The 15,171-nt window shown below is 37.9% G+C and carries 18 protein-coding genes and 1 riboswitch; of the genes, 12 read left to right on the top strand and 6 right to left on the bottom strand.

All coding sequences use genetic code 11. The features are described from left to right. The first annotated feature begins 273 nt into the window (after window positions 1-273). From IEV91_RS09110 to gpmA, 6 genes are all read left to right on the top strand, one after another. On the top strand, window positions 274-780 hold the full coding sequence (locus IEV91_RS09110; RefSeq protein WP_188497109.1) for a CBO0543 family protein: 507 nt from the start codon (window positions 274-276) through the stop codon (window positions 778-780). 632 nt (window positions 781-1,412) lie between these two features. Continuing rightward, a complete protein-coding gene (locus IEV91_RS09105; protein WP_188497108.1) occupies window positions 1,413-2,672 on the top strand; it encodes a DNA polymerase IV in 1,260 nt (419 codons plus the stop codon). Window positions 2,673-2,699: 27 nt separating this feature from the next. After that, the gene (locus tag IEV91_RS09100) at window positions 2,700-2,885 is read left to right on the top strand and encodes a transcriptional regulator (RefSeq protein ID WP_188497107.1); all 186 of its coding nucleotides are present in this window, start codon (window positions 2,700-2,702) and stop codon (window positions 2,883-2,885) included. A gap of 4 nt (window positions 2,886-2,889) precedes the next feature. Continuing rightward, window positions 2,890-3,096 (top strand): hypothetical protein, encoded by a 207-nt coding sequence (locus tag IEV91_RS09095; protein ID WP_188497106.1) that lies wholly within the window; start codon window positions 2,890-2,892, stop codon window positions 3,094-3,096. Beyond that, entirely contained in the window at window positions 3,093-3,431 is a 339-nt protein-coding gene (locus IEV91_RS09090) for a YolD-like family protein (RefSeq protein ID WP_188497105.1), read from the top strand. The genes IEV91_RS09095 and IEV91_RS09090 overlap by 4 nt, the downstream gene beginning before the upstream one ends. A 398-nt stretch (window positions 3,432-3,829) precedes the next feature. Continuing rightward, entirely contained in the window at window positions 3,830-4,549 is a 720-nt protein-coding gene (gpmA, locus tag IEV91_RS09085) for a 2,3-diphosphoglycerate-dependent phosphoglycerate mutase (protein WP_188497104.1), read from the top strand. A 230-nt stretch (window positions 4,550-4,779) separates the two neighbouring features. On the opposite strand, the gene IEV91_RS09080 is transcribed toward gpmA, so the two are convergent. Both IEV91_RS09080 and IEV91_RS09075 read right to left on the bottom strand, forming a co-directional pair. After that, window positions 4,780-6,102, bottom strand: a complete 1,323-nt coding sequence (locus IEV91_RS09080; RefSeq protein WP_229745489.1) for a TrkH family potassium uptake protein — start codon at window positions 6,100-6,102, stop codon at window positions 4,780-4,782. A 123-nt stretch (window positions 6,103-6,225) separates the two neighbouring features. After that, window positions 6,226-6,367, bottom strand: a riboswitch (cyclic di-AMP (ydaO/yuaA leader). A gap of 282 nt (window positions 6,368-6,649) precedes the next feature. Then, window positions 6,650-7,213 (bottom strand): CBO0543 family protein, encoded by a 564-nt coding sequence (locus IEV91_RS09075; RefSeq protein WP_188497103.1) that lies wholly within the window; start codon window positions 7,211-7,213, stop codon window positions 6,650-6,652. Window positions 7,214-7,434: 221 nt separating this feature from the next. Between IEV91_RS09075 and IEV91_RS09070 the strand changes: the two genes are divergently transcribed. From IEV91_RS09070 to IEV91_RS09055, 4 genes are all read left to right on the top strand, one after another. Further along, the gene (locus tag IEV91_RS09070) at window positions 7,435-7,575 is read left to right on the top strand and encodes a hypothetical protein (protein WP_188497102.1); all 141 of its coding nucleotides are present in this window, start codon (window positions 7,435-7,437) and stop codon (window positions 7,573-7,575) included. 20 nt (window positions 7,576-7,595) lie between these two features. Then, window positions 7,596-8,471, top strand: coding sequence for a glycerophosphodiester phosphodiesterase (locus tag IEV91_RS09065; protein WP_229745488.1), 876 nt, complete (start codon window positions 7,596-7,598; stop codon window positions 8,469-8,471). 855 nt (window positions 8,472-9,326) lie between these two features. Continuing rightward, the gene (locus IEV91_RS09060; RefSeq protein ID WP_188497101.1) at window positions 9,327-10,340 is read left to right on the top strand and encodes a phage baseplate protein; all 1,014 of its coding nucleotides are present in this window, start codon (window positions 9,327-9,329) and stop codon (window positions 10,338-10,340) included. Window positions 10,341-10,443: 103 nt separating this feature from the next. Beyond that, window positions 10,444-10,716: a TFIIB-type zinc ribbon-containing protein gene (locus IEV91_RS09055; protein WP_188497100.1), complete on the top strand. Its 273-nt coding sequence runs from the start codon at window positions 10,444-10,446 to the stop codon at window positions 10,714-10,716. 70 nt (window positions 10,717-10,786) lie between these two features. On the opposite strand, the gene IEV91_RS09050 is transcribed toward IEV91_RS09055, so the two are convergent. Beyond that, complete coding sequence (locus IEV91_RS09050) at window positions 10,787-11,071, bottom strand: hypothetical protein (RefSeq protein ID WP_188497099.1); 285 nt, start codon at window positions 11,069-11,071, stop codon at window positions 10,787-10,789. Between the two features lie 219 nt (window positions 11,072-11,290). Between IEV91_RS09050 and IEV91_RS09045 the strand changes: the two genes are divergently transcribed. After that, the gene (locus IEV91_RS09045; RefSeq protein ID WP_188497098.1) at window positions 11,291-12,349 is read left to right on the top strand and encodes an NAD(P)/FAD-dependent oxidoreductase; all 1,059 of its coding nucleotides are present in this window, start codon (window positions 11,291-11,293) and stop codon (window positions 12,347-12,349) included. 452 nt (window positions 12,350-12,801) lie between these two features. On the opposite strand, the gene IEV91_RS09040 is transcribed toward IEV91_RS09045, so the two are convergent. The 3 genes from IEV91_RS09040 to IEV91_RS09030 all read right to left on the bottom strand — a co-directional run bounded on the left by IEV91_RS09040 (window position 12,802) and on the right by IEV91_RS09030 (window position 14,453). Further along, window positions 12,802-13,152: a YhjD family protein gene (locus IEV91_RS09040; RefSeq protein WP_188497097.1), complete on the bottom strand. Its 351-nt coding sequence runs from the start codon at window positions 13,150-13,152 to the stop codon at window positions 12,802-12,804. Window positions 13,153-13,717: 565 nt separating this feature from the next. Then, the gene (def, locus tag IEV91_RS09035) at window positions 13,718-14,269 is read right to left on the bottom strand and encodes a peptide deformylase (protein ID WP_188497096.1); all 552 of its coding nucleotides are present in this window, start codon (window positions 14,267-14,269) and stop codon (window positions 13,718-13,720) included. Beyond that, window positions 14,256-14,453, bottom strand: coding sequence for a helix-turn-helix transcriptional regulator (locus IEV91_RS09030; RefSeq protein ID WP_188497095.1), 198 nt, complete (start codon window positions 14,451-14,453; stop codon window positions 14,256-14,258). Before IEV91_RS09030 ends, def begins: the two co-directional genes overlap by 14 nt. Window positions 14,454-14,614: 161 nt before the next feature. Here IEV91_RS09030 and IEV91_RS09025 point away from each other — a divergent pair, with 161 nt between their 5' ends. Further along, window positions 14,615-15,166: a GNAT family N-acetyltransferase gene (locus IEV91_RS09025; protein ID WP_188497119.1), complete on the top strand. Its 552-nt coding sequence runs from the start codon at window positions 14,615-14,617 to the stop codon at window positions 15,164-15,166. Window positions 15,167-15,171: the final 5 nt, after the last annotated feature.

Raw genomic sequence — 15,171 nt, 5'->3', positions numbered from 1 at the left:
CGCCGGCCGGTAGTTTAGGCTTATAGCCTTTGTGCAAACCACCCTTTGGAAGGGTGGTTATGATTATCGGGCGATTGCAATCTAAAAATAGTGAATTTCTCTACTGCCAAGGTAAGACTTGGTCATGGGACCTATTAAATAACAGTAGAAAGAATCAAAGCCTTTTAATTTTTGAAGGCTTTTTTACATGTAGGTTTAAGTCATCCATTTAGTTATTTTACATACTGATTATGGGAATAATGGCAATAATGTCGTATCCATTAGGATGATCATATGTATCTTTTGGTAAACTTTTTATATTTGATCGCAGGGGTTATTTGGGGTGATTGGAGACATTGGAAAGAATATTACCCAACCATCCTTTTTCTAATCACTGGTGATTTTTTATATAACTTTTTACTCTACAATAAATCGATGTGGGTCTTTCGAGACATAATCTTACCTAATCATACTCTAATTACTCTTTTAGCAATGACCGTTTCTTATAGTGCAACAGTGCTCATTTATTTGGGGCGCTTTCCAAACGGAATCAAAAAACGTACCCTTTGGTTCTTCATTTGGTCAACGATATATTTAATGATCGAATATATAGATAATAAATTAGGATTTATTACATATCATAATGGTTGGAATATAGGTTGGTCCGCTTTTATGACTTTTTTAATTTTTATTATCTTACCCATTCATCATAAAAGGCCGTTATTGGCTTGGGGGATTTCGGTTGCTGTGATTGTGTTTCTCTTAACCATTTTTGATGTGAATATCAGCGACATGAAATAAATAAGCATCTTATGATTAATATAAGGAGGTTAATATGAAGCTACTAATGAAAAATAATAAAACTTTAAAGACCTTTATCATATTTAATATCATCAATATGATAGTAGCCGCAATTATTGGGCAAATACAGACCGAATATTTAATTAAGAAAATTAATAGGAACACAAATGAAAAGGCTAAATAACAATACCGAACACCCGTATCCCATCCATTTGAAAAATGGTGAACCGTGCGCTTTTGCCAGACTATGGGATCGTTAGAAAGATGATGATGGCCGCATTATTCATAATGACTACTGAACCAAATGAACCCATGTGTGAGATCACATCGTATGCCCGTTATCCTACCCCGAGACAGAGAATCAGAATGGTTTGATCGAACACTTAATGACATTGAAACCATAGGTTGATGTTAATTCCATATGACGCCAACCAAATGGTCGCATAAGAAGTACCTGATTTAGTTGGATCACCTAAAAACGATATACCTGAAGTTGCTCAGAAGATTTGACCACCAAGTTGGTCATTTTTTTATGCCAAAAAATACTATTGAATAAAGAACGGACATTCGCATATAATAAGAATAAATGTTTCTAAGAATAAATGTTCTCTATAAAGAAAGAGAGGTCGAGTATGATGATCGACTATGAGAATTTGCCGAAACATAACGTTCTTTGTATTGATATGAAAAGCTTTTATGCGTCTATTGAGTGCGTCAGGCGTGGGCTTGACCCAATGACAACCCACCTTATTGTTATAGGGGATCGGACGCGCTCAGGTAGTGTTATTCTAGCCTCTAGTCCAGCGATGAAGAGAGACTTTAACATCAAAGCAACCCACCGACTTTTTGAGGTGCCCGACGATCCAAGGATTATCATTGCTGAGGCGCATATGGGGGATTACCTGAAAATATCCATGGGCATCACAAAATTATTTAATGAATTTGTCCCTGTAGAGGCCATTCATACTTACAGTGTTGATGAATCTTGGCTCTGTGTAGATGGGACTGAAAAACTTTTTGGCGATCGATGGGAAGTCGCAAAAAAAATAAAAGACAAGATATTAAATGTGTATGGATTGCCGTCGTGTGTGGGCATTGGGCCTAATAAGTTTCTTGCTAAGGTTATCTTGGATACCGAAGCGAAGAGAGAAGGTATAGCAGAATGTCGATATGAGGATATTCCACAAAAACTATGGCCACTCCCCCTAATCGATGTTTGGGGTATTGGTCGACGAATGGAAAGGAACTTAAATAGATTCGGCATTACAACACTGGGACAGTTGGCAAATTACCCGTTACACATATTAAAGAGACGCTTTGGGGTGATGGGGGAGCAACTGTATTACCATGCCAACGGCGTTGATTTGTCACCCGTCATAGGCAGTAGCCATTACACCGAGCAAAAAGGCATTGGTCATGGGATTACATTGCTTCGGGATTATGATAATCGAAACGAAATTGAAACAGTAATTCTGGAATTATCTGAGGAAGTTGCTAGGCGAACGAGGAAGGCGCGCATGGCTGGTCGTACAATCCACTTCGGATGTGGTTTTTCTAAAACAGAAGGAGGTGGCGGCTTTAGTCGCTCTCGATCACTGGACAACTACACCAACTTAACCTCAGATATTTATAAGGTGTGTCTCCAACTATTTGATGAGAATTACCGAGGGGAAGTTGTTAGACAAATTAACGTCTCGATAACCAACCTTGCAAGTGATGATCACATACAGCTTGATTTATTTAACGATGTGTCAAAGAAGCATGATCTGGGATATGCTATGGATGCTATTAGAGATAAATTCGGATCTGGTGCGTTGTTACGGGCAAGAAGCTATACCCCTGGGGGAGTTATGCTTGATCGAGTAAGTAAGATTGGTGGCCATCGAGCCTAAAACATAAGGTCGAAAAGGAGATAAAAGATGAAGACATCTGAACGTATGCTTGAGGCAATAATTATTTTGACAGAACAGATGGGAGCCCCTCCTACAAACAGCGAACGAAGAGATTTTGTCGGTTTAAAATCAGCGAGCGCTGCCCATATAGATTTAAATCGTTTGAAACGAAGGTCTAAGCCCAGGATTATTCGGGTACTAAAGGAGGCCTAAACTAATGGATTTAAGAAATCATATTGGCGATATCTTGGAAATAATCTACTTAGATGCCTCCAACTCAATGAGTCAAAGAAAAATACGAATTATAAAGCAAAACGCCTCACTAGTGATTGCCTATTGCTACACACGTAAACAAATAAGGACTTTTTATATAGAAAATATCCTAGGTTGGAAGCGGGTTAAGAAAGCGAGGGTGGCCTCATGATTAATGATCGTGGAGCCAAGAAGTGGTCAGCGATGATGCTGCCGGAGCATGTCAAAATGTTACGCGAATGGGAAGACCATTTAATGAATGCTGAGGAGAAACCCGAAGTAGCCGATCAAAAACTTGAGCAATTTGATGAAGCTATTCAAACCTCTCTCCATGAAAACCTAGACGTCAACGTGACCTATTATAATCACTCTTCTAGGAAAAGGGAGACTTTTACTGGCGAGGTTAGGAAAGTCGATCCAGTTGAGCGTAAAATAAAATTTATCACGGATACTGGATTTACCAAGTTTATAAAGATAGAGGATATAGTTGATATTTTCTTGAATTAAAAAGATAGTGATTTCTATTTACCATGAGAAAGGATATTCCTTCAGGTTGTTACAAAGTGACCTACTGGATTAAGCTTGGGTCACTTTGTCATAAATATCGTCGTTGATAATGAAGCATAGAGGGAGGCTAAAATTAACCAAAAAACAACAAAGAGCTCTATTCATTTTGTTTCCTTCCCCAAATGTCGTTTTAAAATTTAATGATGGAGCTTCCCTCTCATTTATAAATTTTTTTTAAATATCCCTCGGCTTTTTCATAATAACATTTAGTTGTTTGTTAAATAATTCTGTTGCTTAAGTAACAAAGGATACCTTTCTAGACATAACATAAAGTCTCTTTGAGTTATAATAATAAAATTAGAACAACCTGTTAGTAGAAGAGGAAGGGAGAATGTTCGGTGAAAGTGGTACTCATTCGCCATGGGCAAAGTCTTTGGAACCTTGAAAATAGATTTACAGGCTGGACTGACGTGGATTTGTCAAATGCAGGACTGGAAGAAGCCAGAAAAGCAGGGATTATTCTAAGAGAAAACGGGTATAGTTTTGATGTTGCTTATACATCTTTACTTAAAAGGGCCATTCGTACATTATGGATTGCCTTGCATGAATTGGATATGATGTGGATCCCTGTTTATAAAACCTGGATGTTAAATGAAAGGCATTACGGTGCCTTGCAAGGATTAAATAAGGCGGAAACCGCTAAAAAGTTTGGGGAGGAACAGGTGCATTTGTGGAGAAGATCGACGCAGGTAAGACCCCCGGCTTTAGATAAAAATGATCCAAGATATGAAGCCTCTAACCCTAAGTATAAAGGGATTGATATTCCACTAACTGAAAATCTTTTAGATACGGAGCAAAGAGTTGTAGCGTATTGGACTCATCATATTGAACCGCAAATTAAAGCGGGGAAAAGAATCATCATTTCAGCACATGGCAATACCATACGAGCCTTGATTAAATATTTGGATCAAGTTCCGGCAGATGGCATTGCGAGCTTAAACATTCCCACTGGTATTCCATTGGTGTATGAACTTGACCATGATATTAAGCCCAACAGGCACTATTATTTAGGAAAAGATGGCTTCATGCCTGAGGGCACTATTCCTAAGACGCTTTAGTATTGATACAATGAGCAGTTATCATTGCACTTTAGATACCCCTGATTTTTAATGTATTAAGATGTCTGTAATCCTATAGTTGATTTTAACGCAAGAAAGTCACCTCATCTTCGGATAAAAAGCGTCTCTGTTTGTTCAGAAACGCTTTTTTGCACCTAATTTAGAGGGCTAATCGTCGGCATTTAGAGACCTTCATGCACTTACCTATTATTAGACTCAATGTTACTCGATTAACCCGTCAAGATATCTTCTTCTGGATGACGAATGAGTGCTTCATTTTTCTTGATAAAAGAAAACGCGAGTGTGAGTGGGCCAAGTTTTCCAATAAACATCACAATCATAATGACAATTTTACCGATACATGTGAGGCTAGCTGTTAACCCCATAGACATCCCAACAGTACCGAAGGCAGAAATCGCCTCAAATAGTATTTCTATCAGGGGGGCTTTCTCAGTAATAATTAACACAAAAACAGCTGTAAATATTAAAGATGAAGCCAGAAAAGCAACAGATAAAGACCGAATAATTTGTGATTGTGGGATCGTTCGATTAAAGATAACAACATCAGACTTCCCACGTAAAAAGGTGACGACACATAAAACCATCGCTATAAAAGTGGTTAGCTTTATACCCCCACCGGTAGAACCACTGCCTGCTCCGATAAACATGAGTATACACATCAAAAAAAGAGTGGAGCTATGCAAGTTTCCAATATCAATAGTATTGAAACCGGCTGTCCTCGGAACGACACCTTGAAAATAGGATGCCCATAATTTTCCTGGTAATGATAAATGACCAAGGGTATGCGGGTTACTGTATTCTAAAATAAACACAGCAAAAACAGCTATAAAGTTAAGCAGCAGCGTTCCATAGATCATTAATTTGGTTTGAAGCGTAAGAGATCTAAACGTTTTTTTATTCCATATATCCAAAAGGACTGTGAATCCTAAGCCTCCGATAATGAATAGGGCTGAAATCACAAAATTGATAATCGGATCGGCGACATATTGGGAAAGACTGTCTGACCAAGTCGAAAAACCAGCGTTATTAAATGCTGAAATGGAATGAAAGATAGCGGCATAAATGCCTTTGGCCCAACCTAATTCTGGAATCCAGCGGCAAGCAAGAAATAATGCACCTACAAACTCACACATGAGGGAATAGACAAGCAAACGTCTTGCAACAAAGATTATCCCGCCAAAATGCGATTGATTAATTGATTGTTGAATTAAAATTCGCTCTTTTAAACCAATTTTTCTTCCGAGTAGTATATATATGAATACGGCAAAAGACATAATCCCTAATCCACCGAGTTGGATGAGGATAAGAATGATCATTTGACCAAACAACGTAAAGGCATGGCCGGTGTCAACGACAATTAAACCTGTTACGGTAATGGCAGAGGTTGCAGTGAATAAAGTATCCAAAAAGGATATGCCTTTTGTTGTAGCAAATGGGAGCATCAAAAGACAAGACCCTACAGCAATAATAAAACAATAGATACAGGTAAGCAGTTGAGGCGCGTTCCAATTTATCCTTAATAACCTTTTCAATTAGACATCTCCTCAACACGTGCTAAGTCAGTATATCTTCCAATAATCACGAGAACATCTCCTTTAAAAAGCATAAAAAAAGCCACAGAGAAACACTCTGTGGTCTTTGAAGTCAGAGAACACGTTGTTTCTTTCAAACGCTTACGAGGTTAGCTGTCGGATTCGGACGTGAAAGCATCGCCCTACCATGAAGGATTCACCCCAAGTGAATGATCACAAAAAATTGGTTTCCCCGTTTTCATAAGAAATTCAGCGATATATGGATTTAAGTCATTTGGATAAAGATATGTTACAACGTCATTCTTTGCTTGTAAAGAATTTATTGCTAATATCTTAAATTTGACTAGGAGATGTGTGAACCTTCTGACTTAAAAGGGCGCATGATTTTGATCATAAAGAGAGTTTGAAGAAAAAGGGAGAATAAAATAAATACATAGGGTGGCTATTAAAATTAGTAAAAGGACCTTATGGCTGAAGTAGCGACTCCTAGCAAATTGTGACCCGATTCCGATTGGACATGTCATTCTTTTTTTAGAATAAGTGCAAGTTATCGGAGTGGGTGAGTAGACTTACCATTAGCCAAGTAATGAGCAATAAGATATATGATGATGAAAAATGGGAACGATAAAAAGAAATGCCAACCAGAATATTTGTAATATCCTAATTTTAAAAACAAAGGTTCTGCGAGAAGTGCTGTCATTCCTGAAAAAATGAGCCCTTTAATAAAAGGATTTAGCTTTGGTTTAATTTGTAACAAAAACATGATAGTCACTGGCATGAGAGCAAAATCCCAAGGGATAAAGTCAGGCATTAGGGGTATAAGTTTATTATAGTATCTCCATAATCCCATTGTCACTCCTACATAATCTAACCACGTAGAAATAAAGATCGCCCACAACCCGCCCAATAATAAGCGTGTTTGACTCTCCTTGTTTCTAAAGATAAACCAAACAATCCAAGGGACAACAGTCATAAATAAAGATGTCCACCAGCCCAATGAGAGAAAGATATGATGGGTCCAAATGGCGTTTAATTTACTATGTGCGTCATCTAGCAGCGTATATTGATCGTTAACGAGTGTTTTTATATTTTTAGGAGGACTAATTAACATCTGAGATATCTCCTTCATCGCATTAACACTTAACTTTTGTTACTTTCCCCTAACCTGTCATCGCTATTCCCCTTTAAGCTCACGTTCCTCTTGCTATATTCAAAGAATTTACGAAGCTTTTACCATTCCTAACACAATAACATAGGGAATTAAAATTGCCTTAGCATCGTCTCAATAAAAGGAGGGTATGCTTAAAGAAAAAAGAAGGTCAGGTGACGACCATGTTTAAATGTTTTAGTTTCTTTAAAAGACAAGCCAAGGATGAACATCCCCTTGTTAGTGAGGATGTTTTTGATCAAGAATATGAAGGGTTCGAAGAAGATTTAGAGGAATATGACGAGGAGAAGGATTTATGGATGTAAAATCATAGGAGCTTCTCGTGATGAGCAGATGGATGAGCCTTATAATGGGAGTTCTCTTCTTCTTGGTTGTCGGTTGTTCCAATATTTCAGTTGCTAATAGTTATCCCAATAATAAGCTTGAACATAAATTAAAGGACGATCACTTGATGGTCATTGCTCACCGTGGAGCATCGGGCTATGCCCCCGAACATACAATGGCAGCCTATGAGCTTGCCAAAAAACAAGGGGCTGACTATATTGAAATTGATTTACAAATGACAAAAGATGGGGATCTTATTGCCATGCATGACGATACAGTGGACAGAACCACAAACGGTCATGGTCAAGTTAAAGCTTTAACCTTGAAGAAAATTAAACAATTGGACGCTGGCTCTTGGTTTAATAAAGCCAACCCGGATCAAGCAAAGGCAAGTTATAAAGGACTAAAGGTCCCTACATTGGAAGAGATTATTCGCCATTTCGGAAATAGTGTGAACTACTATATTGAAATGAAAAAACCTCAAGAGTACGGAAAAATGAACCAGAGCTTGTTGGATATCCTTAAAAAACATCATTTAATAGGGTCAGGCGAAAAAAAGGGTCATGTCATCATTGAATCGTTCGATGCTGACAGTCTTAAATCCATTCATAGAGAATTTCCGGAAGTTGAGACCATTCAACTCGGCGATGCCTCGAAAATGAGCTTAAGCACTATTAAAAACTATGCAGTGGGTGTGGGACCCGATGTGACGACAATGAATCGCGCGTTTATTAAGAGAGCTCATGAACTAGGATTAGTTGTTCATGTTTGGACGGTCAACGATCGAGAAACAATGGAAGAGTTAAAGCGATGGCAAGTAGATGCTGTTTTCACCAATTATGATGATCAAGCGAGAGCGATGATAGAAGCCCAGTAAAATGGGTTTTTTATTTTTTCTAAGGAAAAAGCTGAATACAGGCATACTGTTTATTTTGCGAAAAGGAGGTTTATTCTATTTATTAAGGGTTACATTATAAGTAAAGAGACATTCGATATTTGAGAACACTCACTTAGAATAATTCTACGAAGAAAAGACATCTTATGTAAATAAAAGGGAAATTTTATGATCGGATTAATGTTTGCAATCATTTTATTAAATTTATTAGCCCTTATATTTGTAAAGAACTTAACAAAAAACCAGATAGTTCACATCTGGAATTTCACAATAGCTTTTCAAGTGTGTTTTGATGTTATTATTGAGCTAAAATTAAAAGGCTATTGGTATTTTTATAAGGATAAAGTAGAGTATTTAGGATTACTTCCTCACATGATATTAGTTCCGCCGGTAAACATGATGTTTTTAAATTGGTATCCATGAAGTGCCAATCTCTTTAAACGTATTATTTATGTTTTTGTATGGGTCCTCATGATTTCACTTTATGAACTGGTCACATTATTGCCAGAACCTTGGGGATATTTTAATTATGGTTGGTGGAATTTCTGGTATTCATTAATCATGGATCCTATTCTTTTATTTTTACTGTTACAATTTTATAGATGGATCAGGAGGATGGAGGAGGCAGATTGAACACACCATCTTTTCCCCTCTTATTAAAAGGCCCCCCTTTAAGATCGAAAAGCGTGAGCGTTAAGGGTGTTAAGGGGGGTGTTAGTGTAGAATGTTGGCGGCAAAAATTGTTGTGCCCTAAATGGATAAACGTAAAAAAGTATAAAGTGGCAAAAGGTGAAGGATATTATACGCAATAATATTTTTCAAAGGAAGGGATAGTCCTTGTTTGAACCGGTTGCCATAAGTCATCCAGTGATCGTTCAATCAATCAACACTGAGCTTTCAAACTTTAACGTACGGTTGGAACAAGTCCTTGCAATGGGGAAGTCTGCCCAAGACTTTGACTTTACTGATTCTCGAGCCACCTACTTTACAACTCTAAAATTATTTGGATCGACAGTCTTACAATGTATGGCTATTGATGAAGCAACGGGGGATATCTACGCAACCCAAGTGGACAATCAGCTCGAAAGTGGAGCTATTCAAAGTTTTCGTATCGTACATCTCGATCAAAACGGTATGATGCTTGATTGGATGGCCTGTAAATATGGCGGGCATGGCACAACTTTTGGTATAGAAAATGAAAAGGGAAAGGTGTACATCTGGTCGTATTATTCAAACGCAAAGGGAGAGCACAAACTTGTCCGTTTTCCTTATCAACCAGGAACCGTTATAGATGGCAGTACAGTCAAAGCGTATGATCGATTTACTGAAGAGTACATGACGCCGACCATTGATCAAAAGAATGGGACGATTGCTTTTAGAATTGTTCACCCCGATCGTTCACAATCAATAGAGCTGCGAAAACTCCAGGATGTCAAAAAAGGAAAAAATAAAGTATTAGCGACTTTTACTCTTCCCTCCAAATACACGCAGACGATGCAAGGGATGACGACAGATGGCTATGATCTCTATTGGTATACGGGAACTTCCAATAAGAAAGGGATTGTAGATCCGTGGCGTCTTATTCGTTTTGATATGAGTACAGGAACAATGAAAGGGATATTGACTTGTGATTTTGGTCGAGAAAGTGATGGAAAGTGGCGAGAAGGATTTAGAGAACCAGAATCCATTTACCTTTATACCAATCCAAAAACCGGACAGAAGTCCCTGTTTGCAGGGATTGTAGTTGGAAAGAGGTTTAATCGAGTGGCGAAAATTTTTGCTTTTCATCAATCCGAGGATTATCGCACATTATCCGCAAACAACGGGAATGAGAGAAAAAGCAAAATGTAAGGAATATAATGAAGCCTATAAAACGTCATCTTAACAGCGGGTTTTTTGAAACCATCGCTTTATGTGATCGTATTAAATAAATAAAGATAAGGAGGTTATTCCATTGTACTGTCCGGTTTGTGACTCAATTCGTATGCGGGAAGTTGAAAAAGAAGGGGTACTCATTGACATCTGTCCGCAATGTAAAGGGGTATGGCTTGATCGCGGAGAACTGGATAAGCTTTTAAAAGAAGCTCGTGATTTTCAACAACCATTTAATCAGTGGTATGATGAGTATGATCCTAGAAAACATCATCATCCTTCAGGAAAATCAACGTATCCAAAACCTAAAAAGAAGAAGTCCTTTTTAGATAAACTGGGTGATATCTTTGATTAACGGACTATCATTTTAAAAGCCTCAGCATTTTACATTAATGTTGGGGCTTTTTGAATGGTTTCACCGGAAATTATTTTTCGGGGTTCTCTCCCCGAAAAGATAAAAAGGCAGTTTTTAATGAGGCGTATGAGCCAATAACTGCATATCCATAAAACCATCCCATGAAAATTCCTGCGACGAGATGATGTTTATGGCTTATAAAAATGGAGATGGCTAATCCAAGAATAAGGGAAGTTGTCGGGACAAATTTTTTCGGGATTTTCAGAAAAAATTTTAAAAGCTCCGTAAGAATCATAACAATGGGTACGGCTGTAACGGCATCCCAGAAATTGGTTTGAATGGTTGGGAAGTCCATGAGTCATCACCTCTTTTGACTATTTTTCACTCCTTATCGTTATTTATCCTGTATGAATAGAATTTCACCCGTTTATCTTAAGCTTCATAGTATTGAATTTATGTCGGCAAATTGTTGTCTCAGCTTTTATCATATGTTGAACACTGTCATCGTAAAATGGATTATCGAGAAGAACGACAGGTGCTCAGTATGGATAGAAGATCATATGAGGAGGGACTCATGATCCATATAGTTATTTTAGGCGGGGGATATGGAGGTCTTGAGATAGTCAAATTATTAACCACAAAGGAGCTGAAACAACCTTTCTATATTACTTTGGTCGATCGACATCCGTTTCATTCAATAAAGACAGAATACCATGCTTTAGCGGCGGGAACGCTGTCTGATGACAGGTTAAGAATGGATTTCCCAGAACATGAGTGCTTAAGAAAAGTCTGTAGTGAAGTTTCTCGCATAGATTTAAAATCACAGATTGTTTTCACAGTGGATCAAGAAATTCCCTTTCATTATTTAATTATTGCCTTAGGATCAGAAGATAGGTTTCATACTATCAAAGGGGCAGCGCCTGTAGCCAAAAGCATTCAAACGATAGAAAACACGCGAAAAACGTATGAAAGTATCCAAAACACAAAACCTTATGGTACCGTTAAAATTATCGGTGGAGGGTTGTCGGGTGTTGAACTCGCCAGTGAGTTAAGAGAGTCACGCAAGGATTTAAATATACATATCGTTGAGCGTGGCCATCGGATTTTAAAAACATTTTCCGATAGGATTCAGTTGCATGTTCATGAGTGGTTAAACAAACATGATGTTCAGGTGATCAATCATTCTAACATTGAATATATACGCCACAAAGCTATTTATAATAACGGAGAGCGCCAAGAAGCGGATGTCATCATTTGGGCTGCCGGCGTTCATCCAACGTCGGTTGTTCGCCAGTTGGAAGCAGAAAAAGACCCTTTAGGAAGATTGATAATTGATCAAAACCATCGCTTGATACGTTATCCACAGGTCTTTGCTGTTGGAGACTGTTCCTCTACCGCCTTTGCTCCAAGTGCTCAAATAGCTAAACAGCAAGGCTGTCAAGTGGGGGATTATTTAATTGATGTTTTAAATTACAAGGCACCTCAATCAAAGAAAAAACTTGTTCATAAAGGGACATTAGGTTCCTTGGGTAAAAAGGATGGTTTTGGCGTCATTGGCAAAGTGGTATTGACAGGCAGAACACCAAGAAGAATAAAAAGGTGGGTGGAGTATGCCCACTTAAAGGGCTATTAAAGGAGACAGGGAAATAAAACAAAAAGCGCTCGAGGTTGGGCAGAAGTCTTTCATTCATAAAAAAATCCGAACATTGATTTTTCTTTATTCTTAGCATAAGACGATTCGCTTCGGTAAAATACTTCGCTTTCCACGGACATGGCCTCAGCTCACTTTGGAGTGGGGCTTTTCGTACTCCAAAGTATTTATGATTAAAAGCCCCTGTTCCTGCGTCTACGAGTATTGCTTCGAAGTAAGCTTTCTCGGAACCACTCGACGTTGACTCGTGAAGTCACGCTGGTTGCTGTTCCCGTTGGACTAAGGAAAGGAACTAGGAGAATAATCTTCGTAGAAAATCGTCGTTCTTACGATTATTTTGAGTCTCCGTATGTTGGCTACGCCTTCCATTTCCAACTATAGCCTCTAATTTTATTGGGTTTGTTTTGTGTCCCAGCCTCAAGCGCTTTTTTTGCTTATTTAAAGTTATAGCTCATATATCCACTAATTTTTTCCTCAACCCACTGGGCTGCAATATTTGGATGATATCCGATGGCATGTTCCCATCCTCTAATCCATACGTCGTAGTGGAGCTCATCTTTTTGATGAAATCTCATTTTTTGTTTTCTCACTTCTCTTTTCACAGCGCCTAATTCTTTAGAAAGTCGATTTAAGGCCTGCTCAATTAGAGTGTAGTATGGTCGCTTGAATTTCACCTTGCTCTCTTCAAGTGATTTTAGATCGTGATTTAATACCCGATAAGTTAAGGGTAGAAGAATAAAAGCTTGAATGAGACCATCCTCAGTTTCAGTTATCGACATAGTCATGGCTCTTCACCTCATGGTACTATATGCAAACCTATGTTTGTATTATACCATGAGATAAGAACAAACATTCTATTTTAGAGGTGGATATAGGTGGGACCTTATGTACAAGCAGGAAAATGAGGCATACGTGTTGAATTACCTGTGAAGATAGAAAAACGCGAAGATAAAATGCAGCTCAAATGTCGATAAAGAAAATGTGTTTGTATCTAAGGGGCACAAGTTCTTATCGGAGGTGGATGTGGTGCAGTTAACAAACTATAGTGACGATATTCTTTAAAATATTTAATGTGGATAGAACGGAAATGCAATACAAAAAAATATGAGACTGCTGAAACAGCAAGCCCCTTGATTGCAGTTTATTGCTTTACCCGGAGACACATACGCTATTTTTCAATAGAGAACATTTTAGGATGGCGTTTAATTAAGAAAAAGCCTCAAGGACTAAAAATTAAAAAGTTAGAGGCTTGAATGCCGCAACGTGGTCACAAGGAGATAAGTTTCGGAGCATTAGAACAGCCGCCCGTTGCAATTCCTTAACACAACAATGTGTTTGAGTATCAAAATATTAATCCAATAAGGGATTGTTTTGATCAATGCGTTCGTAAAACATAATGCCATTCATATGATCGATTTCATGTTGAATGAGTATAGAACTGTATCCTTTGAAAGAAAGTACAAGGGATTTGCCGTTTTCATCAATAGCCTTTATCTTTATTTTTTCAAAGCGAGGAACACGCCCATATACCGTGCGGTTAACTGACAAACATCCCTCTCCTTCAGGAAGGAAAATAATGTGAGCGGTATGACTAATGATCTTAGGATTAATCAGTTTATATTCATGTGCAGTCTGCTTTTCATCTTCATAGCGAGCAACGAACATGCGTTTATTTAAACCAATTTGGTTCGCAGACAGACCAGAACCAGGCCGAAGGTTATACTTTTTCGCAATATCTGGATCCTGACTATTTCGTAAATATTGCATCATACATTCTAATTCAATACGGTCTTGGGTGCTGGGAGGGAGAGGGAGTTCCTTTAATTGCTGATGGAGCAACGGATGACTTTCAGGAACAAAATTTTTCATTTTGATCATAAAGTTTTTTCTATAGTGAGTCATAAATAAATACCTCTTCCAAATTTTTTTTGAGAAGGCGTGAAATTTTGAAGGCCAGTTCAAGGGTTGGATCATACTTGTCATTTTCCACACAGTTAATGGTTTGTCTAGCAACACCACAGAGATCAGCGATGTTGGCCTGGGTCATGTGCATTTGTTTCCGGAATTCTTTTATATAGTTTTTCATAAATTCTCCTCTATGTCTTAAAGATTTGACACTTTAAAAGTAACACATACCGATTAAAAATGTCCAATATATATGACATTTTTAATATGTAAGCACAGCACATAAGCTTGATTTCTAGACTTTATGCGAAAACAGAAGATAGGATGAGGAGAGTAAACATGATTATAGAAGGTTCGAGAATCTTTTTGCAACCATTAGAAAAAAAGGATGCCCCAATGGTGTTAGCATTTGAGATGAAAAACCGAGCATTTTTTGAACAGTTTTCAATAGATAGAGAAGATGATTATTATTCTCTTGAAGGTCAAATCAAGCTCATCGATAAACATCAGAGGCAAAGAGAGCAAGACCAAGCTTACTACTTTGGCATCTTTTTAAAGAATATAGAAGAATTCATAGGCTCAGTGGCCTTATTCAAGGTGGAAAGAGGTCCTGCTCAAAGTGCTATGGTAGGCTATACGCTTGACCAAGAGAATAATGGCAAAGGGTATATGACAGAAGCAGTTCAATTAATACTTCATTATGCTTTTAATATATTAAATCTCCACCGAGTTGAAGCGGGTGTAATGCCGATAAATATTGGTTCAATAAAAGTATTAGAGAAAGCAGGCTTTCATAAGGAAGGGCTTGCTAAACAAAACGTTAAAATAAGAGGGAAATGGGAAGATCATCAAATGATGGCTATTATCAATCCTCATGATGAAAGAAAGATTTAGATCCT

This window comes from Pullulanibacillus pueri, from assembly GCF_014639255.1.
In the GTDB taxonomy this organism is placed as follows: domain Bacteria; phylum Bacillota; class Bacilli; order Bacillales; family Sporolactobacillaceae; genus Pullulanibacillus; species Pullulanibacillus pueri.
The sequence above is the reverse complement of the archived record's forward strand: the minus strand, read 5'-3'. Positions and strand labels throughout refer to the sequence as shown.

Excerpts from the sequence above, each read along its gene's own strand:
- IEV91_RS09110 (WP_188497109.1), top strand. The coding sequence starts at position 274 with ATGTATCTTTTGGTAAACTTTTTATATTTGATCGCAGGGGTTATTTGG.
- IEV91_RS09105 (WP_188497108.1), top strand. The coding sequence starts at position 1,413 with ATGATGATCGACTATGAGAATTTGCCGAAACATAACGTTCTTTGTATT.
- IEV91_RS09100 (WP_188497107.1), top strand. The coding sequence starts at position 2,700 with ATGAAGACATCTGAACGTATGCTTGAGGCAATAATTATTTTGACAGAA.
- IEV91_RS09095 (WP_188497106.1), top strand. The coding sequence starts at position 2,890 with ATGGATTTAAGAAATCATATTGGCGATATCTTGGAAATAATCTACTTA.
- IEV91_RS09090 (WP_188497105.1), top strand. The coding sequence starts at position 3,093 with ATGATTAATGATCGTGGAGCCAAGAAGTGGTCAGCGATGATGCTGCCG.
- IEV91_RS09075 (WP_188497103.1), bottom strand. The coding sequence starts at position 7,213 with ATGTTAATTAGTCCTCCTAAAAATATAAAAACACTCGTTAACGATCAA.
- IEV91_RS09070 (WP_188497102.1), top strand. The coding sequence starts at position 7,435 with ATGTTTAAATGTTTTAGTTTCTTTAAAAGACAAGCCAAGGATGAACAT.
- IEV91_RS09065 (WP_229745488.1), top strand. The coding sequence starts at position 7,596 with ATGAGCAGATGGATGAGCCTTATAATGGGAGTTCTCTTCTTCTTGGTT.
- IEV91_RS09050 (WP_188497099.1), bottom strand. The coding sequence starts at position 11,071 with ATGGACTTCCCAACCATTCAAACCAATTTCTGGGATGCCGTTACAGCC.
- IEV91_RS09045 (WP_188497098.1), top strand. The coding sequence starts at position 11,291 with ATGATCCATATAGTTATTTTAGGCGGGGGATATGGAGGTCTTGAGATA.
- IEV91_RS09040 (WP_188497097.1), bottom strand. The coding sequence starts at position 13,152 with ATGACTATGTCGATAACTGAAACTGAGGATGGTCTCATTCAAGCTTTT.
- def (WP_188497096.1), bottom strand. The coding sequence starts at position 14,269 with ATGACTCACTATAGAAAAAACTTTATGATCAAAATGAAAAATTTTGTT.
- IEV91_RS09030 (WP_188497095.1), bottom strand. The coding sequence starts at position 14,453 with ATGAAAAACTATATAAAAGAATTCCGGAAACAAATGCACATGACCCAG.